Below are 17,318 nucleotides of genomic sequence, written 5' to 3'. Positions count from 1 at the left end.
ATTCTACTGAATTTCAGTTTAAATGCAGCCCATTTTACCGAGTGAATTACAATTAAGTCATTCTAATACTTGATAAGTTTTATCAGTTTATCTGATTTTATCCACTCACTTAGATAAAAAATTGATCCTATCAAGAAATAATGCAATTTCAATTTAGATCATTCGCTATTTAAAATCATCTCTGATAAAAAAAGCCTGCAATCGCAGGCTTTTAAACGTCAAACTGAATGCTAAAATCAGTTTTCAGCTTTTTCCCGAACTTCTCCGGCACCTTCTTCAACTGCCGCAGCAGTTGCTGCAGTTGCTTTACGTGCTGCTTCCGCAGTGGCATCTGCTGCTCTAGACGTTGCAGCAGCAGCTTCGTCCGCTGCCTGAGCAGTATTTTCTGCGGCATTATCCATTGCTCGTTCGGTTTCTACCGCAGCCTCACGGCTGGCATCTTCCATATCATGACCGGCTTGATTGGCTGCATTTTCTAAATGCTCACCTGTGGTTGCACCAGTTTCAGGCGCTTCTTCTTTACTACAGCCGACTAAGGCAACAGTGGTCGCCAAACCTAAAGCAATTAGTAATTTATTCATCGAGTAATATCCTTTTGTTGTTGTAGAGCTGCAATCTAATTTAGCAGCCATTTATTTAGATTTATGCTAGCAAATAGATCAACATTTGTTGATTAACTGTAACTTTTTTCGATACTTATACTGTAATGGCTTAGTCTGAAGTTATTTTAAGTTTCATGGAATAGCGATATTCAAAGAGAGGGGAGTTTCAAAAGTATCATTCTAAAGGCAGGTTATAGTATGAAGCTTGGCATTTAAATATTTGTCATCAGGACCTAGAGATAATTCTAAAAATGAAAAAATAAAAGACATAAAAAAAGCCTGCATGATGCAGGCTTTTTTTAAGAAAAACTTATAGACCAGCAGAGGCTTTAAGCGCTTCCACTTTGTCAGTTTTTTCCCAGGTAAAGGCAGTATCAGAACCTTCACGACCGAAGTGACCATAAGCAGCAGTTTGCTTATACATCGGCTGGATCAGGTCAAGCATACGGGTAATGCCATATGGACGTAAGTCGAAATGTTCACGAACCAGTGCAATAATCAATTCTTCAGAGACTTTTGCAGTATTGAAGGTATTGATTGAAATTGAAGTTGGCTCAGCAACACCAATTGCATAAGACACCTGAATTTCACACTTGTCAGCCAGGCCAGCAGCAACGATGTTTTTCGCCACATAACGACCTGCGTACGCAGCAGAACGGTCAACTTTAGATGGATCTTTACCAGAGAAAGCACCACCACCGTGACGTGCCATACCACCGTAGGTATCTACGATAATTTTACGGCCAGTCAAACCACAGTCACCCACAGGACCACCGATCACAAACATACCCGTTGGGTTGATGTGGAATTTGGTGTCTGCATGGAACATGTCAGCAGGAATGATTTTCTTCACAATCTCTTCAATCACAGCTTCTTTCAGGTTCGCTTGAGTGATCTCAGGATCATGTTGAGTCGAAAGAACGACTGCATCTAAACGAACTGGTACGCCATTTTCATAAGCAAACGTTACCTGGCTTTTTGCATCTGGGCGTAACCATGGCAAGGTGCCATTACGGCGTAATTCAGCCTGCTTTTCCATCAAGCGATGCGCATATGAAATCGGCGCAGGCATTAATACATCAGTCTCGCGGCTGGCGTAACCGAACATTAAACCTTGGTCGCCGGCACCCTGATCTTCAGGTTTCTGGCGGTCGACACCTTGAGCAATTTCAGGTGACTGTTTACCAATCATGTTGATCACGGCACAGGTTGAACCATCAAAACCAAGATCAGAATGGTGATAACCAATTCCGTTTACGGTATGACGTACAATTGCCTCAAAATCAACATTTGCTGTCGTTGTGATTTCACCGGCAAGTACAACCGCACCTGTTTTTACAAGCGTTTCACAAGCAACCCGTGCATATGGGTCTTCTTTTAAGATTGCATCCAAAATAGCGTCACTGATTTGGTCAGCCATTTTATCTGGATGGCCTTCGCTTACAGATTCCGAAGTAAATACAGCGTACTCGCGCATAGTCCTATCACAGTTAATTTTAAAGACACGATATGTTACATCGAGTTGCGCTCTAGGACTAGCTTAACACGACAAAATTGGTCGAAATTGTTTCAAATTATTGTGTTTTTAATTGATTAATAGAATTAAAAAAATTGATATGTCTATTTAGGCAGCATTATTGATTGGGGAATAGGAAGCAATAATATTTTAATCCCTCAGACTGTCATAAAATTAAATGCTTAGATTTCCGATTAAATCTTAAAAAAATAGATGATAGAAAAAATACAAAGCTCAAAATTCAAAATTTACTTAAGCAAGTGATCATTACATCAATAAAGCAGATTCAGACAGTGCGCCTTACGACCAACTGTCTTGTCGATGTTCGGGTATATCTTCATATTAGCCTAAGTCTTTCACATTAGCTGGTTAGGAATGTCGACATCTTTTGCTATGGACTTCTTGGAGCAAGACTATACGGAGATCAGAAATCATGTATCAAAAGGCATTTACCCTGATTGAAGTGCTGATCGTGTTCATCATCATCGCGATTTTAGTGACGATGGTTTTTATGAGTTATCAAGCTTATGTCGTGCGGAATCAATTGGCCGAAGTGTTTGAACAGGCTGGAGCATATCGAACCCAGTTTATTGCTTCGGATCAGCACTGTGATGCCGGACGCCAGATTGGTGGGCATGGTCAATATATCGAAAAAGTCATTATTAATGCCGCTTGCCGGATAGAGTTCAAGATACGAGAGCAGGGAGTCGATATGGCCATTCGCGGGAAATCAGTCGCTTTTGATGTTCATAGTGACAAATGTTATTCCACTGATATTCAGCAACGCTATTTGCCTAAAGATTGTCAAGGGCAATAAGTCTGCCGAGGTTGGAAATTAGCCTAAGCAAATTAAATTTCACCTGTATATCAAACAATCCTGCCAATATTTTATAAAATTTAATACAAATTACATTATGAATAGATCAGAGAATTGTATAGATTTTTTTTAAAAATAATGATGTGAGACATATAAAATAGAAATAAAATCAGCATAAATTCAATCCTGTTTATCAGCTTAGAATCCAGATACAGACAAGAAAGTTAATTAGAAAATGCGGGATAATTCAATCTGAAGAACCGAAGCCGAAGAAGAAATGTGGAATAATTGTACGATAAGGCAAGAGACACTCAATAAACTGATAAATATTGTTGGTTAGTCTTTACCCCTCGCTGTTTTTTTAAGACAATAGACAACAGTTTTGAAAGTCTTTTCATCATTTCCTATTTCTGAATATTTTGGACTCTGATTTATGACAACCCCGCTTAATGAACGTCGTATTGCAAACGCAATTCGTGTATTGGCAATGGATGCTGTGCAAAAAGCAAACTCAGGACATCCAGGTGCTCCAATGGGGATGGCAGATATCGCTGATGTGGTTTGGCGTGAATTCATGAACCACAACCCGACCAACCCGAATTGGGCAAACCGTGACCGTTTTGTATTGTCAAATGGCCATGGCTCTATGCTTCAATATGCGCTTCTTCATTTAACGGGCTACGATCTTTCGATTGAGGATCTTAAAGCATTCCGTCAACTTCATTCTAAAACACCTGGCCACCCGGAATTGGGTTATGCACCAGGGATTGAAACGACGACTGGTCCTTTAGGTCAAGGCATCGCGAATGCTGTTGGTTTTGCACTGGCTGAAAAAACCCTAGCTGCACAATTTAACAAAGACGACATCCAAGTTGTAGATCACTTCACTTACTGCTTCCTTGGCGATGGCTGTTTGATGGAAGGTGTTTCTCACGAAGCATGTTCTTTGGCAGGAACATTGGGTCTAGGCAAACTGATTGCTTACTATGATGACAATGGCATCTCGATTGATGGCGAAGTGGAAGGCTGGTTCTCTGACGATACAGAACAACGTTTCCTGGCATACGGCTGGCAAGTGATTAAAGTTGATGGCCACGATGCAGATGCAATCCGTCAGGCAACTTTAGAAGCTAAAGCTGAAACTGCTAAACCAACCATCATTATTTGTAAAACTGTGATTGGTCTAGGTTCACCAAACAAGCAAGGTAAAGAAGACAGTCATGGTGCACCACTCGGTCATGACGAAATCGTCTTGACTCGTGAAGCACTAGGCTGGACTGATGAAGCATTTGTAATTCCTGAAGATGTTTACGCAGCTTGGGATGCGAAAGCTAAAGGTGCTGAATCAGAAGCAGCTTGGAACGAAACATTTGCTGCTTATGCTGCAAAATATCCAACTGAAGCCGCTGAATTTAAACGTCGTTTATCTGGTGAATTACCGGCTGACTTCGTTGCAAAAGCGGATGCCTATATTGCAGAAGTGAATGCCAAAGCTGAAACAATTGCAACGCGTAAAGCCAGCCAAAATGCATTGCAAGCACTTGTTCCATTATTGCCAGAAGTTCTAGGTGGTTCTGCGGATCTTGCAGGTTCTAACCTGACCCTTTGGAAAGGCGCGCAAGGCGTACAGGACAATCCGGCAGGTAACTACGTACACTATGGCGTACGTGAATTCGGTATGACTGCAATCGCGAATGGTGTTGCACTGCATGGCGGGTTCATCCCTTATGTAGCAACATTCCTGATGTTTATGGAATATGCACGTAATGCGGTACGTATGTCTGCATTAATGAAACAGCGCGTGATCCATGTGTATACGCATGACTCAATTGGTCTGGGTGAAGATGGCCCAACGCATCAACCTGTTGAGCAGATCGCATCACTTCGTGGTACACCAAACCTGAATACATGGCGTCCATGTGACACCGTTGAAGCAGCAATTTCCTGGAAATCTGCATTAACGCGTGCTGAAGGTCCGACCGCATTGATTTTCTCTCGTCAGAACTTGCCATTCCAAACCCGTACTCAAGCTCAAATTGAGAACGCTGCGAAAGGTGGTTATGTACTGGCTGAAGAAAAAGGCGAATTGAAAGCCATCATTATCGCAACTGGTTCTGAAGTATCTCTGGCAATGGAAGCTTATGCACAGCTTGAAGGCGTGCGTGTAGTATCTATGCCATGTGCTGAAGAATTCATGAAGCAGGATGCAGCTTATCGTGAAGCGGTTCTGCCATCAAATATTCGTGCACGTGTTGCTGTTGAAGCTGCACATGTAGATTACTGGTGGAAATTTGTGGGTCTTGATGGTCGCGTCATCGGTATGACCACTTATGGTGAATCTGCACCTGCAAAAGATCTGTTCCAGTTCTTCGGGATTACCACTGAAGCAGTGGTTGCAGCTGTAAAAGAGATTACTGCATAATCAACTGATTAGGCGGTTTATTAAAAGGCGCTCCAATTTTGGGGCGTCTTTTATTTTTTCGCTTTTTAGCGTTGTTTTCATGTGGCAATCGTTAGAAAGTTCTCCCATAGTCGAAATGAAAGAGTGAGATGAACATGAGCTTGTATGAACAAATTAACGATGAAATTACTTTAATGGATGCAGGCGAACTCAAGTGGATCGGACAGGAATTACCTCTTGAAGCGATGGTTGCAGTTGATTTAATGCTGCAAGAATTAGCCGAAGAAAAGGTCATTAAAGTGCGTCGTAAAAATCATGAAAAGACGACTGGCCTAAAACAGGTTGATCGTATTCTGGTTGAAAAACTTTAAACATAATGCATGAAAAGTCCCTGATTGGGACTTTTTTTATGCCGGATGATTTTCATCTGACAGGTTGCTTATGAGCACCAGATGAGATAAAGCTAAGTTTAGGCCGCTATAAAAATTCAGCGACCACTATTGAAACGACTTAAATTAAAGAAATAAGCCAAAGAAGCAGTTAAACATGAATATACAGTGCCAGATCCAGATCAAATCTCTAGAGCAAATATCACAGCCGGAATGGCTATTTTTATGGCAAGACTATCAACGCTTTTATCAGACCCAAATTTCGGATGAGGTAAGTAAAAATACCTGGGATAAATTAACTAATTATGAGTTAGATTCAATGTACGGTTTTGCGGCCTTGATTGATGGAGAGGTCGTAGGGATTGTGCATGTCATCGAACATAACAGTAGCTGGACAGTAAGACCCTATGCCTATTTGCAGGATCTATTTACCCATCCTGATTATCGCGGACAGGGCGTGGCGCGCAAGCTGATTCAGCATGTCTATCAGGTCGCGCAGCAGCGTAATTGCGACCGGGTTTACTGGCTGACTCATGAATTAAACCATCAGGCACAAGCGTTGTATAACAAAGTCGCCAAGAAAACTGGATTCATCCAGTACCGTATGGATTAAAGCTCAAAAATTAAAAAAATAACTTACAATTTTATCGTTTCATCGCTGCAACAAAACGTTTTATCTTTAGGGCTGTAAACGGTTCCAGATTCTATACACTTAATAACATCCAAAACGTGAGATAAAAACATGAATTTCAAAACATTAGCATTAGGCTTGGCGGTCGCATCTGTAGCAACAGTTTCTATGGCAAAACCAGTGGCCTATACGATTGACCCGACTCATTCAGCAACGGTGTTCTCTTGGAGCCACTTTGGTTTCTCTACACCATCTGCAAACTTCAGTGACATCCAGGGTACGATTAATGTTGATAATGCAAAACCTGCGAATTCTTCGGTCAATGTGAATATCCCGGTTGCAAGCATTAATACGAATGTGAAAGCGCTGGATGACCATATTAAGACAGCAGAATTTTTTGATGCTGCCAAATATCCGAATATCACTTTTAAAAGTACTAAAGTTCAGGCTTTAGGCAAAAACAAATACAAAATCACCGGTAACTTAACCGTAAAAGATGTCACTAAACCTGTGGTACTGGACGCAGTTTTAAATAAACAAGGCGTGCACCCAATGACAAAATTACAAACGATTGGTTTCAATGCAACCACTTCATTTAACCGTTCAGCCTTTGGGGTAGGCGGTTATGTTCCAAATGTGGGCGATAAAATTACAGTGAACATTACTACCGAGGCTTCTGTTCCTGCTCCGAAAAAATAAGCATGACAAATTAAAAAAGCACCCAACTGGGTGCTTTTTTATTACGGTTATTTAAGTTGCAAGTTTTCTAAATAATGCAGCAATACCGAACTGGCGGCCTGTTCAAGCGCGGGTGCATAGCTTTGATGATCTGCCCGCAGTGCAGGGATATTGATCTGGGCTTTGCGTAACTCACAGGTATGTCCAATCAGCCATTTCTCTAAACTTTCACTGACCACTTCAGCATGGAATTGTAGTGCTAGAATATTCTGTCCTACCTGAAAGGCCTGATTTGGATAAAGGTCAGAGCTGGCCAGTAACTCTGCCTGTTCAGGTAGATCAAAGGTATCACCATGCCAATGCAGGACGTCGATATCTTCGAGAGCTTGCAGCGGATTATTTTCAACAGAAGCAAGACTGAGTTTAGACCAGCCAATTTCCTTCACATCTCCTGAATACACTTTAGCATTCAATGCAGCAGCAATTAACTGCGCACCTAAACAGATGCCTAAAGTCGGTAAATTCTTTTCCAGTCGAACTTTAAGTAAGTCTATTTCTTGTTGTAAGAAAGGGTAATCCTCAGTTTCATAGACTGCAATCGGGCCACCGAGAATAATTGTTAATCCAGGATGTTTAAAAGCCTTGGTAAGATCATCGATGCCAGCTTCGAAATAACGCACACGTAAGCCGAGCTGATAAAAAATATCTTCCCAAGCACCTAAGTCTTCAAAAGCCAAATGTTGAATGGCATACACGGTATCGGAGAGGTGGGCTAAGTTCAGCATAGTTTTTTGATATCAAGAGAATGATTTAATTTAACGTGAATCAAAAGCAAAATAAAAGGCTTTATGCCCCACATCATGTGCAAAATAGAAAATAATGAACATCGCTGCGCTATCGGCAACTGTGTAAACATTTTCGTGTGATCGCTACATGAAGCAGTTCATTTTTCCTTTTATATAGGAAAGGGAGTAGAGTAAGGCTGCCGTACTGAATAAAAATAACAAGACCATCAGGATCAAGGATATGCAAAATATACGTTTATATGTCGATAAAAATAGAATCAGCTCTTATGCCATGTCGGTCTATGTTGCCTTAAAAGAAAAGGGTTTAGATTTTCAGGAAATCGTGATTGATTTAGATCAGCAGCAACAGAAATCTGCGGCTTATCAAGCCATTTGTCCAAGTGCTAAAGTTCCGTGTTTAATAGTAGATAACTTTAGCCTGTTTGAATCATGGGCGATCACTGAATACTTGGAAGATGCCTTTCCGGCTCCAAGTTATCCGGCCTTATATCCTAAGGAAGTTCAGGCCAGAGCCAAATGTCGCGCCATACAAGCTTTGGTCAAAACCGATTTTATGCAAATCCGCCAGCAGATGCCTTCCGATTCGGTATTTCACCCAGCAAAAATATCTACACCTCTTACAGCTCCGATCACTGAAGAAATTCAGCGCTTGGTGAATGTGGCAGAATATATGCTGGAGGACATATGGTTGACTGAACACTGGTCCATTGCAGACTTTGATCTGGCCTTTATGTTGCATCGTTTGCTGAGCCATCAGGTGAAACTTCCTGTGAAAATAATAGAATATGTCGAGCGTAATTTTAAGTGTGCTTCGGTACAGGCCTGGCTGGCAGAACATGAAAAAGCTAAAACTTTAATCTAATGTCGACTGATAAAACAGTTCATAAAAAACCTACTTAAATAGGTAAAATTCAAGCGTAATATGAATCAGAACAAAACTTGAAAAGATGCTGAGGATACAGTCCTCGTTGAATAAGAAGGAGGGAGGGGCCGGTGGGGAATTCACATCATCATGAACATAGTCATGTCGCCGTGACTGCAAAAAATGCCAGAAAATTATCAATAGCGCTGGGATTAACCACCACTTTTTTAATTGTGGAAGTGATTGCTGGTTTTCTAACTCAAAGTTTGGCCTTACTTTCTGATGCTGCGCATATGTTTACCGATGCTGCTGCACTGGCTATCGCTTTAGTCGCTATCAAAATTGGACAAAAACCGGCAGACAATAAACGGACATTTGGTTATCAGCGCTTTGAGATTTTGGCTGCCCTGTTTAATGCCGTGATGCTGTTTGTGGTTGCGATTTATATTTTGTTTGAAGCTTATCAGCGTTTGAGTTATCCGCCAGAAATCCAGAGCTTGGGCATGATGATCGTGGCCACCTTGGGGCTGTTCATTAACCTGATTTCCATGAAAATTCTGGTGTCTAGCAGTCAAGAAAGTCTCAATGTCAAAGGCGCTTATCTGGAAGTGCTCAGTGATGCACTGGGATCAGTCGGGGTGATCATTGGGGCGCTGGTGATTTATTTGACTGGCTGGATGTGGGTGGATACGCTGATTGCGGTATTGATCGGATTTTGGGTGTTGCCAAGAACCTGGATTTTGCTGAAACAGAGCATCAATATTCTGCTTGAAGGTGTGCCGGATGAAATTGATATTGAAAAATTACGCCACGATCTTTTGGCGCTCGAAGGGGTTCAGGACATTCATCAGCTCAAGGTTTGGGCAATTACCTCCAAAAAAGTCATGCTGACTGTGCATCTGGTTGCACCGAATGTGGATTATCAGAAACTGCGTCATCAGGCCTTTGAGATGCTCCACCATGAGCATCATATTACCGAGATGACCTTGCAGATCGAAGCGGAAGATTGTCCGCCGGAACATCGGGGACAATCCTCACATCCGCATTCACATGCCGAAAACCATCAGCATTGAAATTGAATAATCTAAGCATCAGGAAAATTGATTATTTTTTAAAAGTGAGCGAATCACATCCAGATAACTTGGCGGAGCATCGACATACTGACGCTCTCTTAACATCTGGTGCATTTTTGCCAGCTTTTGATGCGGAACAGAGGCCATTAAATGATGTTCAATATGATAGTTCACATGAATTGGTGCAACAAAAGCACGTGCCAGCCAGCCTGCACGGGTAGTTCGAGTATTGCTCAGGGCAGAATGACTGGTTTCTAGGCCCGCATGCTCAGCCATGGCGCGGATGCGGATGAACAAGGGGAATGGAGTGATATAGGCAAGAGGCCATAATAAATATAGTTTAGGATGTCCGCTGGCCCACAGTGCAGAAAAAATTGCTGCATTTGAGATGAGCATACCGGAACTATTTTTCAGCAAGTTTTTCGCTAACTCTAGATTGCTGCGATCACCACGCGGAATTGGCTTGGGGTCGTTGGAAACACTCCATTCCAGTAATTCAAGATCCATTAATACTCGACCTGCAAGGAACTTAAGTCCAGATTGCCCATTCAGATCACGAAAGAATTTCCTGAATAGTGAGCTTTGAGTAATGGGAAAATTTTTTACCAACCCCAAGTCAGGATCATCTGGCTGCGAGGTTTTAGCATGATGTTTCAGATGATAGGGACGATACTTGCCGACATCATTCCAGATCGGGCGTGCACAGAGCCAGTCAGTCAAATGAGTGTTCAACCATTTGGTTTTAAAAAGACTATGGTGCGAGGCATCATGCATCAAAATAGCCATGGCAAGCTGGCGTCCAGCAAGAATGGCCAATGCCAGCGCGCACATCAGGACTTTCCCCCACGTAGGTAAATATTCCCAGCTATAGGCTACCGTGCCAAAGGTCATGACAATTACGGTCCATGTCGAACCTACTGCCCAGGCACCGTGCAAGTCTGAGGTCGTGGTGAGTTCTTTAATTTCATCACGACTAAAAAGTTCTGTGACACTAACCTTGCTGTTCATTCTTCTGCCTATATTTAGTTCTTATTGCTGTATTCAATATATTTGGATGAAATATTACAGTCAATTTATTTTTGTGTATAAAATAGAAATAAATTAGACCCCTTGGTCTTTAAAATAATGTTGCCATAAAAGTTGACCCTGTTTTTCTATTTTGCGGACTGCGAGCTCAAATTGTTGTCGGGCATCGGTGTCTATCCATTCTGCAGGAAGCAAAGGATCAGCACGTAAACTAAACAGGGCAGATTTACCTAGATAAAAGGCACTTTTTGCAGCATCTGCTAAAGTCAGATTTTGGTAATTCTCAAACCAGTCATTGATATCATGCTGTACTGCATGATAGGTCTGATGTAGCGCTTCGATATCCCATAAATCACGAACTTCGGTTTCACTTTCCAGTTGACTGATTTGGAAAAAACGTGCGTCAGGATCTAATCCAAACTGGATTACAGCTGTTTTTAATGGACTTAGGTTTAGTGTTAAATTATCGGGACGAATAAAAACATTTTGCTCTAGTTCCTGAAAACCATAATAACGTAGCGCTTTTTCTCTTTTAGATAAGGCAGTACGGTCTACACGTCCCAAAGTGCCGGTATAGACCAATACATATTTTCCGTTCCATGTGGTCGCCGTTTGCATATCAGGGTGTTTGTTTAAGCTGATAAAAGAAGTATCGAATTTTTTCTCTAGCAATTGATATACGCCGCGCTCTACAGCTTGAATCACATTTTCCTGATTTAATCGGGCCACAGCGACACGGATCCCATTGTCAGATATACCCAATAATTCAGCAGCAGTTAATATCCGCTTAATAGACAGGGTGGAGTTTTTAGAGGCATATAAAAGATCTAGAATTAGATGACGAGCATTTAATTTATAAGTCATAAAACGATATCGTTATGAAAGGGATTGAAGTTTTAAAGTTTATCCACAATAGCACTTTGTCATAAATAACCCAAAAAAATTGTCAGGGTAAAAGAGGATGAATAAGTGATTTGAGATATGCATTTTATTAATAAATTTTTTTCAAACACAATAAAAAACCCTTATCTTTCGATAAGGGTTTTTCGTATTCTGGAGCGGGAAAGGAGACTCGAACTCCCGACCCCAACCTTGGCAAGGTTATGCTCTACCAACTGAGCTATTCCCGCAATGAGGTGAATTATAGAGAATTCCACAGCAGTGTCAACTCTCTATAAATCTGTTTGATTAATTAATCAGCACGGCGCCAAACCGTACCTTGACGGGTATCCTCAAGAACAACACCTTGATCAAGTAAAGATTGACGAATCTCATCCGCACGTGCGAATTCTTTGGCTTTCTTGGCATCCTGACGCTGTTGAATTAAATCTTCAATTTGTTCAGGTGACAACCCTAGAGCTTCCTGACCAATGTCAGACTTGAGGAACTCTTCTACATCCTGCTGTACCAGACCGAGAATATTGGTCAGGTGACGTAAAGTTGCATAATAAATCGCTGCCTGTTCCGCATTTTCTTCTTTCACGGCACGATTCAGTTCTTTATTGATTTCGAACAATACCGCAATCGCTTCAGGCGTATTGAAATCATCACACATAGCGGTATTAAAACGTTCAACCAAAGCCTCATCCAGAGTTTCAATCAGATGATCACCATAAACCGCCTGATAGGTTTTAAACGAGTGATAGAAACGAGACAAGGTATTTTTTGCTTCTTTTAAGGCAACATCCGAGTAATTCACCGGGCTACGATAATGGGAAGAGACAATGAAATAACGCACCACTTCCGGATGGAATTTTTCAATCACGTCGCGAATAGTGAAGAAATTGCCTAAAGACTTCGACATTTTCTCGCCATCGACATTAATAAATCCGGCATGCATCCAGTAATTGACATACTGTTCGCCAGTAGAAGCTTCAGATTGTGCAATTTCATTTTCATGGTGCGGGAAGGTTAAATCGGCACCGCCGCCATGAATATCGAAATGATTACCCAGGCAGCAGGTCGACATTGCTGAACATTCAATATGCCAGCCTGGACGACCATTACCCCAAGGAGATGCCCATGACGGTTCATTTTCTTTGGCGTGTTTCCAGAGGACAAAGTCAAACGGATGTTTCTTTTCGACTTCAACATCGACACGTTCAGAGGCACCGGCTTGCATATCTTCTAGTTTACGGCCAGAAAGACGACCATATTTGGCAAACTTCTCGACCTCAAAGTAGACATCACCATTATTGGATGGATAAGCCGTACCTTTGTCGACCAGGTTGCTGATCATATCCTGCATCTGATCGATGTAATCTGTGGCTTTAGGTGCTACATCAGGTGCAAGGCAGCCCAGTTTGGCAAAATCCTCATTCATCGCATCAATAAAGCGGCTGGTTAGCTCTGAGATACTTTCGCCATTTTCATTGGCACGTTTAATAATTTTGTCGTCAATATCCGTAATATTACGCACATATTTGACTTTCCAGCCTTGGCTACGCAGGAAACGGATAATATAGTCAAATGCAACCACTGTACGTGCATGTCCAATATGACAGTAGTCATAAACCGTCATACCACAGACATACAGATCAATTTGACCTTCAACACGAGGTACGAATTCTACTTTTTTGCGTTGCTCTGAGTTATATAGAACAAATGGTTGCATAGCTGTTCAAAAGACTTCAAATAAAAGGATGAATCATCTTAACCTAAGCATAATTATTCATAAAGATAAAAGCGTAAAAAGCCTCAGTTATTTAGGGTAGTTAGGTGATGAGAGTGATTTATAAAAAAGAGGTTTAGGAAGTGAAATGGGGGGATATTAGGTTCACATTTTTAGAGATAATGTCTGCCAGTGTGCTTAAGTTGTATTTGGATGAGTAAGATTTTATTTGAACCCAACCTATTTCGAATAGTGTAATTATATTTCTATAAAAATAAAAACAAGCGCATTTAACCAATTTAAAAATGGAGCGAATGTAGAGATGGAGATACCAGATTGTGCAAGTTGAATACAATCTGAATATATTAAAAATCCGTCGAATCTTCTATATTTAGAAAGCTTACAATTGCATAGCTATGCTAAAATTGCGAAAATTATGCCCATCAAACCAGAGTTTTTCTCTGTCCTTAGCGTAGGTAAACAGGCTTTGAATCCACAAAAAACAGCGAATCAACTAGATTTCCAGAAAGTCGCACTTGAAACACTGCGCATTGAAGAAAATGCACTACAGATTTTAGCAACACAGATTGATGACCGTTTTAGCCGGGCATGTGAAATTATTCTACAGTGTACTGGTCGTCTGGTGATTACCGGAATGGGCAAGTCAGGTCATATTGGCCGTAAAATGGCGGCGACCTTTGCTTCGACCGGAACTCCCTCATTCTTTATGCATCCAGGTGAAGCCGGTCATGGTGACTTAGGGATGCTGGTGGCTGGTGATGTGCTGATTGCAATTTCAAACTCGGGCAAGAGTGATGAAATCATGATGCTGATGCCGCTGATCAAGCATCTGGAAATTCCGCTGATTACCATCAGTGGTGATGATCGTGGTCCAATGCCACAAAATGCTGATGTAGCTTTAACGCTGGGTAATATTCAGGAGGCTTGTCCACTGGGTTTAGCGCCGACATCGTCAACGACGGCAACATTGGCTTTGGGCGATGCTTTGGCGGTAGCTTTATTGGATGCTCGCGGCTTTACCTCGGATGATTTTGCACGCTCACATCCTGCAGGTGCGCTGGGTAAGCGTCTGTTATTGCATGTGAAGCATCTGATGCGTACTGGCGCAGATTTACCTAAAGTCTCGCCAGATACCGCCATGAATAAAGTATTGTACGAAATTTCCAACAAGCGCTTGGGCTTAACCACAGTCGTCGATGAAAATGATGTGTTGCTGGGGATTTTTACCGATGGTGACTTGCGTCGCTTGATTGATAAGCAGCAAGGTTTTGATGTCAATCTGGCTATTCAGGACGTGATGACCAAAAATCCGTTGACCATTTCTCAGGAAGCACGTGCAGTGGTGGCACTGGAACGTATGAATGAGCATAAAATTAATCAATTTGTAGTTGTTGATGATGCCAATAAAGTCATTGGTGTGATTAGTATGCATGACCTGATTCAGGCTGGGGTAAATTAATAAATGGCATCTTATGTATTATTAGAGCAGGCACGTCATATTGCAGCACTGGTGCTTGATGTAGATGGTATTTTAAGTGATGGCTTTGTAACGCTGACTAATACTGGCGATGAGATCAAATCCTTTGATATTCGTGACGGTCTGGGCATGAAACTGGTTCAGCAAGCAGGGATCAAGGTGATTATTATCACCGGACGTAAAAGCAATATCGTAGAAAAGCGTATGTCGGATCTGGGTGTTGATCTGGTCTATCAGGGCCGTGAAGACAAAGGTACAGCACTTCGTGAAGCCTGCGCACAGCTCAACATTGATCCTGAAGATTGCCTGTACATGGGCGATGACTGGCCTGATCTGTCTGCTTTTGCCATTGCCGGCATGAAAGTGACCGTGCCTAATGGTCATGTTGAAGTTCGCCGCCGTGCCGATCTGGTGACTCAGGCGCAGGGTGGACGTGGTGCGGTGCGTGAAATCTGCGATATGTTGTTAATGTCCAAAGGCATGTACCAAGAGTTACTTGAAAAATATACTCGTGCGCCTTATTAATAAGTCATATCTTTTGGATTAAGTACACCGCTTATGGATACTAAAGTTTTATATATTACGGCTGTGATTATTGCCGCAATAAGTGGTGGTTATTACTATTACAGCGGCAAGGGCAACAAGCTGCAGGCAGACTCTGCGCGCAGCATGACCTATTCCGCTCAAAATATTAACTTAACCCAGACGGATGAAGCAGGCCAGGTGTCGGTTCGTGCCCAAGTGGACCGACTCGAGCAGAACCTGCAGCTAGAAACCTCAAAGCTGGAAAATCTGCGAGCATCGACCTATGACAATGGTAAAGTCGATGCGACTTTCTTTGCCAAAATGGCGCATGGTTATGATGACAATACAAAAGTTGTACTCTCTCAAGAAGTGCTCGCCACCAAAATCATGCAAAATGGAAAAATGCAGTTTCGTACTGAAGAACTGACTGCTTTTCCGAAAACACGTGAAATTGAAACAGACAAGACAGTGATTGTGGAATCTCCACAGGCTGAATTTGTCAGCCAGGGTCTTAAAGCCAATCTTAATGATGGTCAATACGAATTCTTTAATATTCGAGGAAAGTATGAACCAAACTCCTAAAGCCAAAATGATGCACACTTTCCTGAAGCGTATGACGCTGGCGACTGTGGTTGGACTCGGTTCAATCACTGCTTTTGCCCTGCCATCTGACCGTAACCAGCCAATTACCTTGCTGGCTGACCGGGCGACTTTCAATGAGCGGACGGGTGTGACGACGTATTCGGGCAATGTCATCATTGAACAGGGCACTATGAAGCTGCAAGCCAATTCAATTGTGGCCAATCTGAACAATAAGCGTCAGATCAGCCTGATTACAGCGACAGGCAGCCCGGCACAGTTCCAGCAAAAAGTGGATCCGGCCAAAGGTCTTGCCAAAGGCCAGGCGCAGAAAATTGTCTATAATGCTGAAACTGGCATTATTACCCTGTCAGGTAATGCACTGTTGCAGCAGAATGGTGCCAGTATTCGTGGTGCGACTTTAAAATACAGCATGAATAAGGGTGATGTTGAAGCCATCGGTACACCGAATAAAACCGGTTCAGCTGAAGGTCGCGTAAAAATTGTGATTCCACCATCTAGTTCAACATCCTTCCCGGGAGCGCGTGATTAATGGAGCAATCGCAGCAGGTTCAAACCCTCACCATTAAACATCTGGCGAAAAATTATAATAAACGCTGGGTAGTGAAAGATGTGTCGTTCAGCATGGAAAGTGGTCAGATTGTCGGGTTGCTGGGACCGAATGGCGCCGGTAAAACCACCAGTTTCTATATGGTGGTCGGTCTGGTGCGGATGGATAAGGGGGAAATCTATCTGGATGATCTGGATCTTTCCGACCTCGCAATGCATGAGCGGGCACGTAAGGGAATTGGTTATTTGCCGCAGGAAGCTTCGATTTTCCGAAAACTGACGATTTCTGAAAATATTATGGCGATTCTGGAAACCCGTAAAGATATGACCAAGGCACAACGTCAGCAACGTCTGGCGGAGCTATTGGCAGACTTTAAAATCACCCATATCAAAGATTCTTTGGGCATGAGCGTATCTGGTGGGGAACGACGTCGTGCTGAGATTGCGCGTGCACTTGCGGCTGACCCAAAATTTATGCTACTCGATGAGCCTTTTGCCGGTGTCGATCCGATTTCGGTTGGAGATATTAAGGATATTATTACGAACTTGAAAGATCGCGGAATTGGGGTACTGATTACCGATCATAACGTGCGTGAAACGCTGGCGATTTGTGAGCATGCCTATATTGTCAGTGAAGGCGCATTGCTTGCTGAAGGCACACCAGAAGAAATTCTGGCAAATGAGACTGTGAGAAAAGTTTATCTGGGTGATGATTTCACTGTTTAAATAATCCT

Annotated in this window: 18 protein-coding genes and 1 tRNA gene; 12 read left to right on the top strand and 7 right to left on the bottom strand. The window is 42.3% G+C overall.

Going from position 1 to position 17,318, the window contains the following annotated elements:
* Positions 1-236: 236 nt before the first annotated feature.
* Complete coding sequence (locus tag NI468_RS02480) at positions 237-581, bottom strand: hypothetical protein (RefSeq protein WP_005104359.1); 345 nt, start codon at positions 579-581, stop codon at positions 237-239.
* 331 nt (positions 582-912) lie between these two features.
* Positions 913-2,079, bottom strand: a complete 1,167-nt coding sequence (metK, locus tag NI468_RS02475; protein WP_004646663.1) for a methionine adenosyltransferase — start codon at positions 2,077-2,079, stop codon at positions 913-915.
* Positions 2,080-2,551: 472 nt separating this feature from the next.
* On the opposite strand from metK, the gene NI468_RS02470 reads away from it, so the two are divergent.
* The 5 genes from NI468_RS02470 to NI468_RS02450 all read left to right on the top strand — a co-directional run bounded on the left by NI468_RS02470 (position 2,552) and on the right by NI468_RS02450 (position 7,055).
* Positions 2,552-2,935: a pilin gene (locus tag NI468_RS02470; RefSeq protein WP_253099609.1), complete on the top strand. Its 384-nt coding sequence runs from the start codon at positions 2,552-2,554 to the stop codon at positions 2,933-2,935.
* Positions 2,936-3,368: 433 nt separating this feature from the next.
* On the top strand, positions 3,369-5,357 hold the full coding sequence (gene tkt, locus NI468_RS02465) for a transketolase (RefSeq protein ID WP_253099606.1): 1,989 nt from the start codon (positions 3,369-3,371) through the stop codon (positions 5,355-5,357).
* A gap of 134 nt (positions 5,358-5,491) precedes the next feature.
* Positions 5,492-5,707: a hypothetical protein gene (locus tag NI468_RS02460; protein ID WP_004729883.1), complete on the top strand. Its 216-nt coding sequence runs from the start codon at positions 5,492-5,494 to the stop codon at positions 5,705-5,707.
* 175 nt (positions 5,708-5,882) lie between these two features.
* Positions 5,883-6,338, top strand: a complete 456-nt coding sequence (locus NI468_RS02455) for a GNAT family N-acetyltransferase (protein ID WP_253099603.1) — start codon at positions 5,883-5,885, stop codon at positions 6,336-6,338.
* A gap of 129 nt (positions 6,339-6,467) precedes the next feature.
* Positions 6,468-7,055 carry a YceI family protein gene (locus tag NI468_RS02450; protein ID WP_004646669.1) on the top strand — a complete coding sequence of 196 codons (588 nt, stop codon included), beginning with the start codon at positions 6,468-6,470 and terminating at the stop codon, positions 7,053-7,055.
* Between the two features lie 47 nt (positions 7,056-7,102).
* Here the strand turns inward: NI468_RS02450 and NI468_RS02445 are convergent, their stop codons facing one another.
* The gene (locus NI468_RS02445; RefSeq protein ID WP_253099600.1) at positions 7,103-7,819 is read right to left on the bottom strand and encodes a glutamine amidotransferase; all 717 of its coding nucleotides are present in this window, start codon (positions 7,817-7,819) and stop codon (positions 7,103-7,105) included.
* 241 nt (positions 7,820-8,060) lie between these two features.
* Here NI468_RS02445 and yfcF point away from each other — a divergent pair, with 241 nt between their 5' ends.
* Both yfcF and NI468_RS02435 read left to right on the top strand, forming a co-directional pair.
* Positions 8,061-8,702 (top strand): glutathione transferase, encoded by a 642-nt coding sequence (gene yfcF, locus NI468_RS02440; RefSeq protein WP_253099597.1) that lies wholly within the window; start codon positions 8,061-8,063, stop codon positions 8,700-8,702.
* A gap of 131 nt (positions 8,703-8,833) precedes the next feature.
* Entirely contained in the window at positions 8,834-9,775 is a 942-nt protein-coding gene (locus NI468_RS02435) for a cation diffusion facilitator family transporter (protein ID WP_253099594.1), read from the top strand.
* A gap of 18 nt (positions 9,776-9,793) precedes the next feature.
* Here the strand turns inward: NI468_RS02435 and NI468_RS02430 are convergent, their stop codons facing one another.
* From NI468_RS02430 to cysS, 4 genes are all read right to left on the bottom strand, one after another.
* Positions 9,794-10,783 carry a fatty acid desaturase family protein gene (locus tag NI468_RS02430; protein WP_005107238.1) on the bottom strand — a complete coding sequence of 330 codons (990 nt, stop codon included), beginning with the start codon at positions 10,781-10,783 and terminating at the stop codon, positions 9,794-9,796.
* Between the two features lie 93 nt (positions 10,784-10,876).
* Positions 10,877-11,665, bottom strand: a complete 789-nt coding sequence (locus NI468_RS02425; protein WP_004279961.1) for a hypothetical protein — start codon at positions 11,663-11,665, stop codon at positions 10,877-10,879.
* 190 nt (positions 11,666-11,855) lie between these two features.
* Positions 11,856-11,931 (bottom strand) — tRNA-Gly (locus tag NI468_RS02420).
* Between the two features lie 62 nt (positions 11,932-11,993).
* Complete coding sequence (cysS, locus tag NI468_RS02415; RefSeq protein WP_253099591.1) at positions 11,994-13,415, bottom strand: cysteine--tRNA ligase; 1,422 nt, start codon at positions 13,413-13,415, stop codon at positions 11,994-11,996.
* 433 nt (positions 13,416-13,848) lie between these two features.
* Between cysS and NI468_RS02410 the strand changes: the two genes are divergently transcribed.
* Genes NI468_RS02410 through lptB form a run of 5 tightly spaced genes read left to right on the top strand, consistent with a single transcriptional unit; the run spans position 13,849 to position 17,310 of the window.
* Positions 13,849-14,892 carry a KpsF/GutQ family sugar-phosphate isomerase gene (locus NI468_RS02410; protein ID WP_004279959.1) on the top strand — a complete coding sequence of 348 codons (1,044 nt, stop codon included), beginning with the start codon at positions 13,849-13,851 and terminating at the stop codon, positions 14,890-14,892.
* Between the two features lie 3 nt (positions 14,893-14,895).
* Entirely contained in the window at positions 14,896-15,435 is a 540-nt protein-coding gene (locus NI468_RS02405) for a KdsC family phosphatase (protein WP_004279958.1), read from the top strand.
* 33 nt (positions 15,436-15,468) lie between these two features.
* Positions 15,469-16,017 carry an LPS export ABC transporter periplasmic protein LptC gene (lptC, locus tag NI468_RS02400; protein WP_004646678.1) on the top strand — a complete coding sequence of 183 codons (549 nt, stop codon included), beginning with the start codon at positions 15,469-15,471 and terminating at the stop codon, positions 16,015-16,017.
* A complete protein-coding gene (lptA, locus tag NI468_RS02395) occupies positions 16,001-16,567 on the top strand; it encodes a lipopolysaccharide transport periplasmic protein LptA (RefSeq protein ID WP_195724842.1) in 567 nt (188 codons plus the stop codon). The genes lptC and lptA overlap by 17 nt, the downstream gene beginning before the upstream one ends.
* Complete coding sequence (gene lptB / locus NI468_RS02390; RefSeq protein ID WP_005107230.1) at positions 16,567-17,310, top strand: LPS export ABC transporter ATP-binding protein; 744 nt, start codon at positions 16,567-16,569, stop codon at positions 17,308-17,310. Before lptA ends, lptB begins: the two co-directional genes overlap by 1 nt.
* Positions 17,311-17,318 lie beyond the last annotated feature (8 nt).

It is taken from the genome of Acinetobacter lwoffii (genome assembly GCF_024129355.1).
Lineage (GTDB): Bacteria > Pseudomonadota > Gammaproteobacteria > Pseudomonadales > Moraxellaceae > Acinetobacter > Acinetobacter lwoffii_I.
The sequence above is the reverse complement of the archived record's forward strand: the minus strand, read 5'-3'. Positions and strand labels throughout refer to the sequence as shown.

Bases quoted from the DNA above. Each gene is read 5' to 3' on its own strand.
- NI468_RS02480 (WP_005104359.1), bottom strand. From the start codon at position 581: ATGAATAAATTACTAATTGCTTTAGGTTTGGCGACCACTGTTGCCTTA.
- metK (WP_004646663.1), bottom strand. From the start codon at position 2,079: ATGCGCGAGTACGCTGTATTTACTTCGGAATCTGTAAGCGAAGGCCAT.
- NI468_RS02470 (WP_253099609.1), top strand. From the start codon at position 2,552: ATGTATCAAAAGGCATTTACCCTGATTGAAGTGCTGATCGTGTTCATC.
- tkt (WP_253099606.1), top strand. From the start codon at position 3,369: ATGACAACCCCGCTTAATGAACGTCGTATTGCAAACGCAATTCGTGTA.
- NI468_RS02460 (WP_004729883.1), top strand. From the start codon at position 5,492: ATGAGCTTGTATGAACAAATTAACGATGAAATTACTTTAATGGATGCA.
- NI468_RS02455 (WP_253099603.1), top strand. From the start codon at position 5,883: ATGAATATACAGTGCCAGATCCAGATCAAATCTCTAGAGCAAATATCA.
- NI468_RS02450 (WP_004646669.1), top strand. From the start codon at position 6,468: ATGAATTTCAAAACATTAGCATTAGGCTTGGCGGTCGCATCTGTAGCA.
- NI468_RS02445 (WP_253099600.1), bottom strand. From the start codon at position 7,819: ATGCTGAACTTAGCCCACCTCTCCGATACCGTGTATGCCATTCAACAT.
- yfcF (WP_253099597.1), top strand. From the start codon at position 8,061: ATGCAAAATATACGTTTATATGTCGATAAAAATAGAATCAGCTCTTAT.
- NI468_RS02430 (WP_005107238.1), bottom strand. From the start codon at position 10,783: ATGAACAGCAAGGTTAGTGTCACAGAACTTTTTAGTCGTGATGAAATT.
- NI468_RS02425 (WP_004279961.1), bottom strand. From the start codon at position 11,665: ATGACTTATAAATTAAATGCTCGTCATCTAATTCTAGATCTTTTATAT.
- cysS (WP_253099591.1), bottom strand. From the start codon at position 13,415: ATGCAACCATTTGTTCTATATAACTCAGAGCAACGCAAAAAAGTAGAA.
- NI468_RS02410 (WP_004279959.1), top strand. From the start codon at position 13,849: ATGCCCATCAAACCAGAGTTTTTCTCTGTCCTTAGCGTAGGTAAACAG.
- NI468_RS02405 (WP_004279958.1), top strand. From the start codon at position 14,896: ATGGCATCTTATGTATTATTAGAGCAGGCACGTCATATTGCAGCACTG.
- lptC (WP_004646678.1), top strand. From the start codon at position 15,469: ATGGATACTAAAGTTTTATATATTACGGCTGTGATTATTGCCGCAATA.
- lptA (WP_195724842.1), top strand. From the start codon at position 16,001: ATGAACCAAACTCCTAAAGCCAAAATGATGCACACTTTCCTGAAGCGT.
- lptB (WP_005107230.1), top strand. From the start codon at position 16,567: ATGGAGCAATCGCAGCAGGTTCAAACCCTCACCATTAAACATCTGGCG.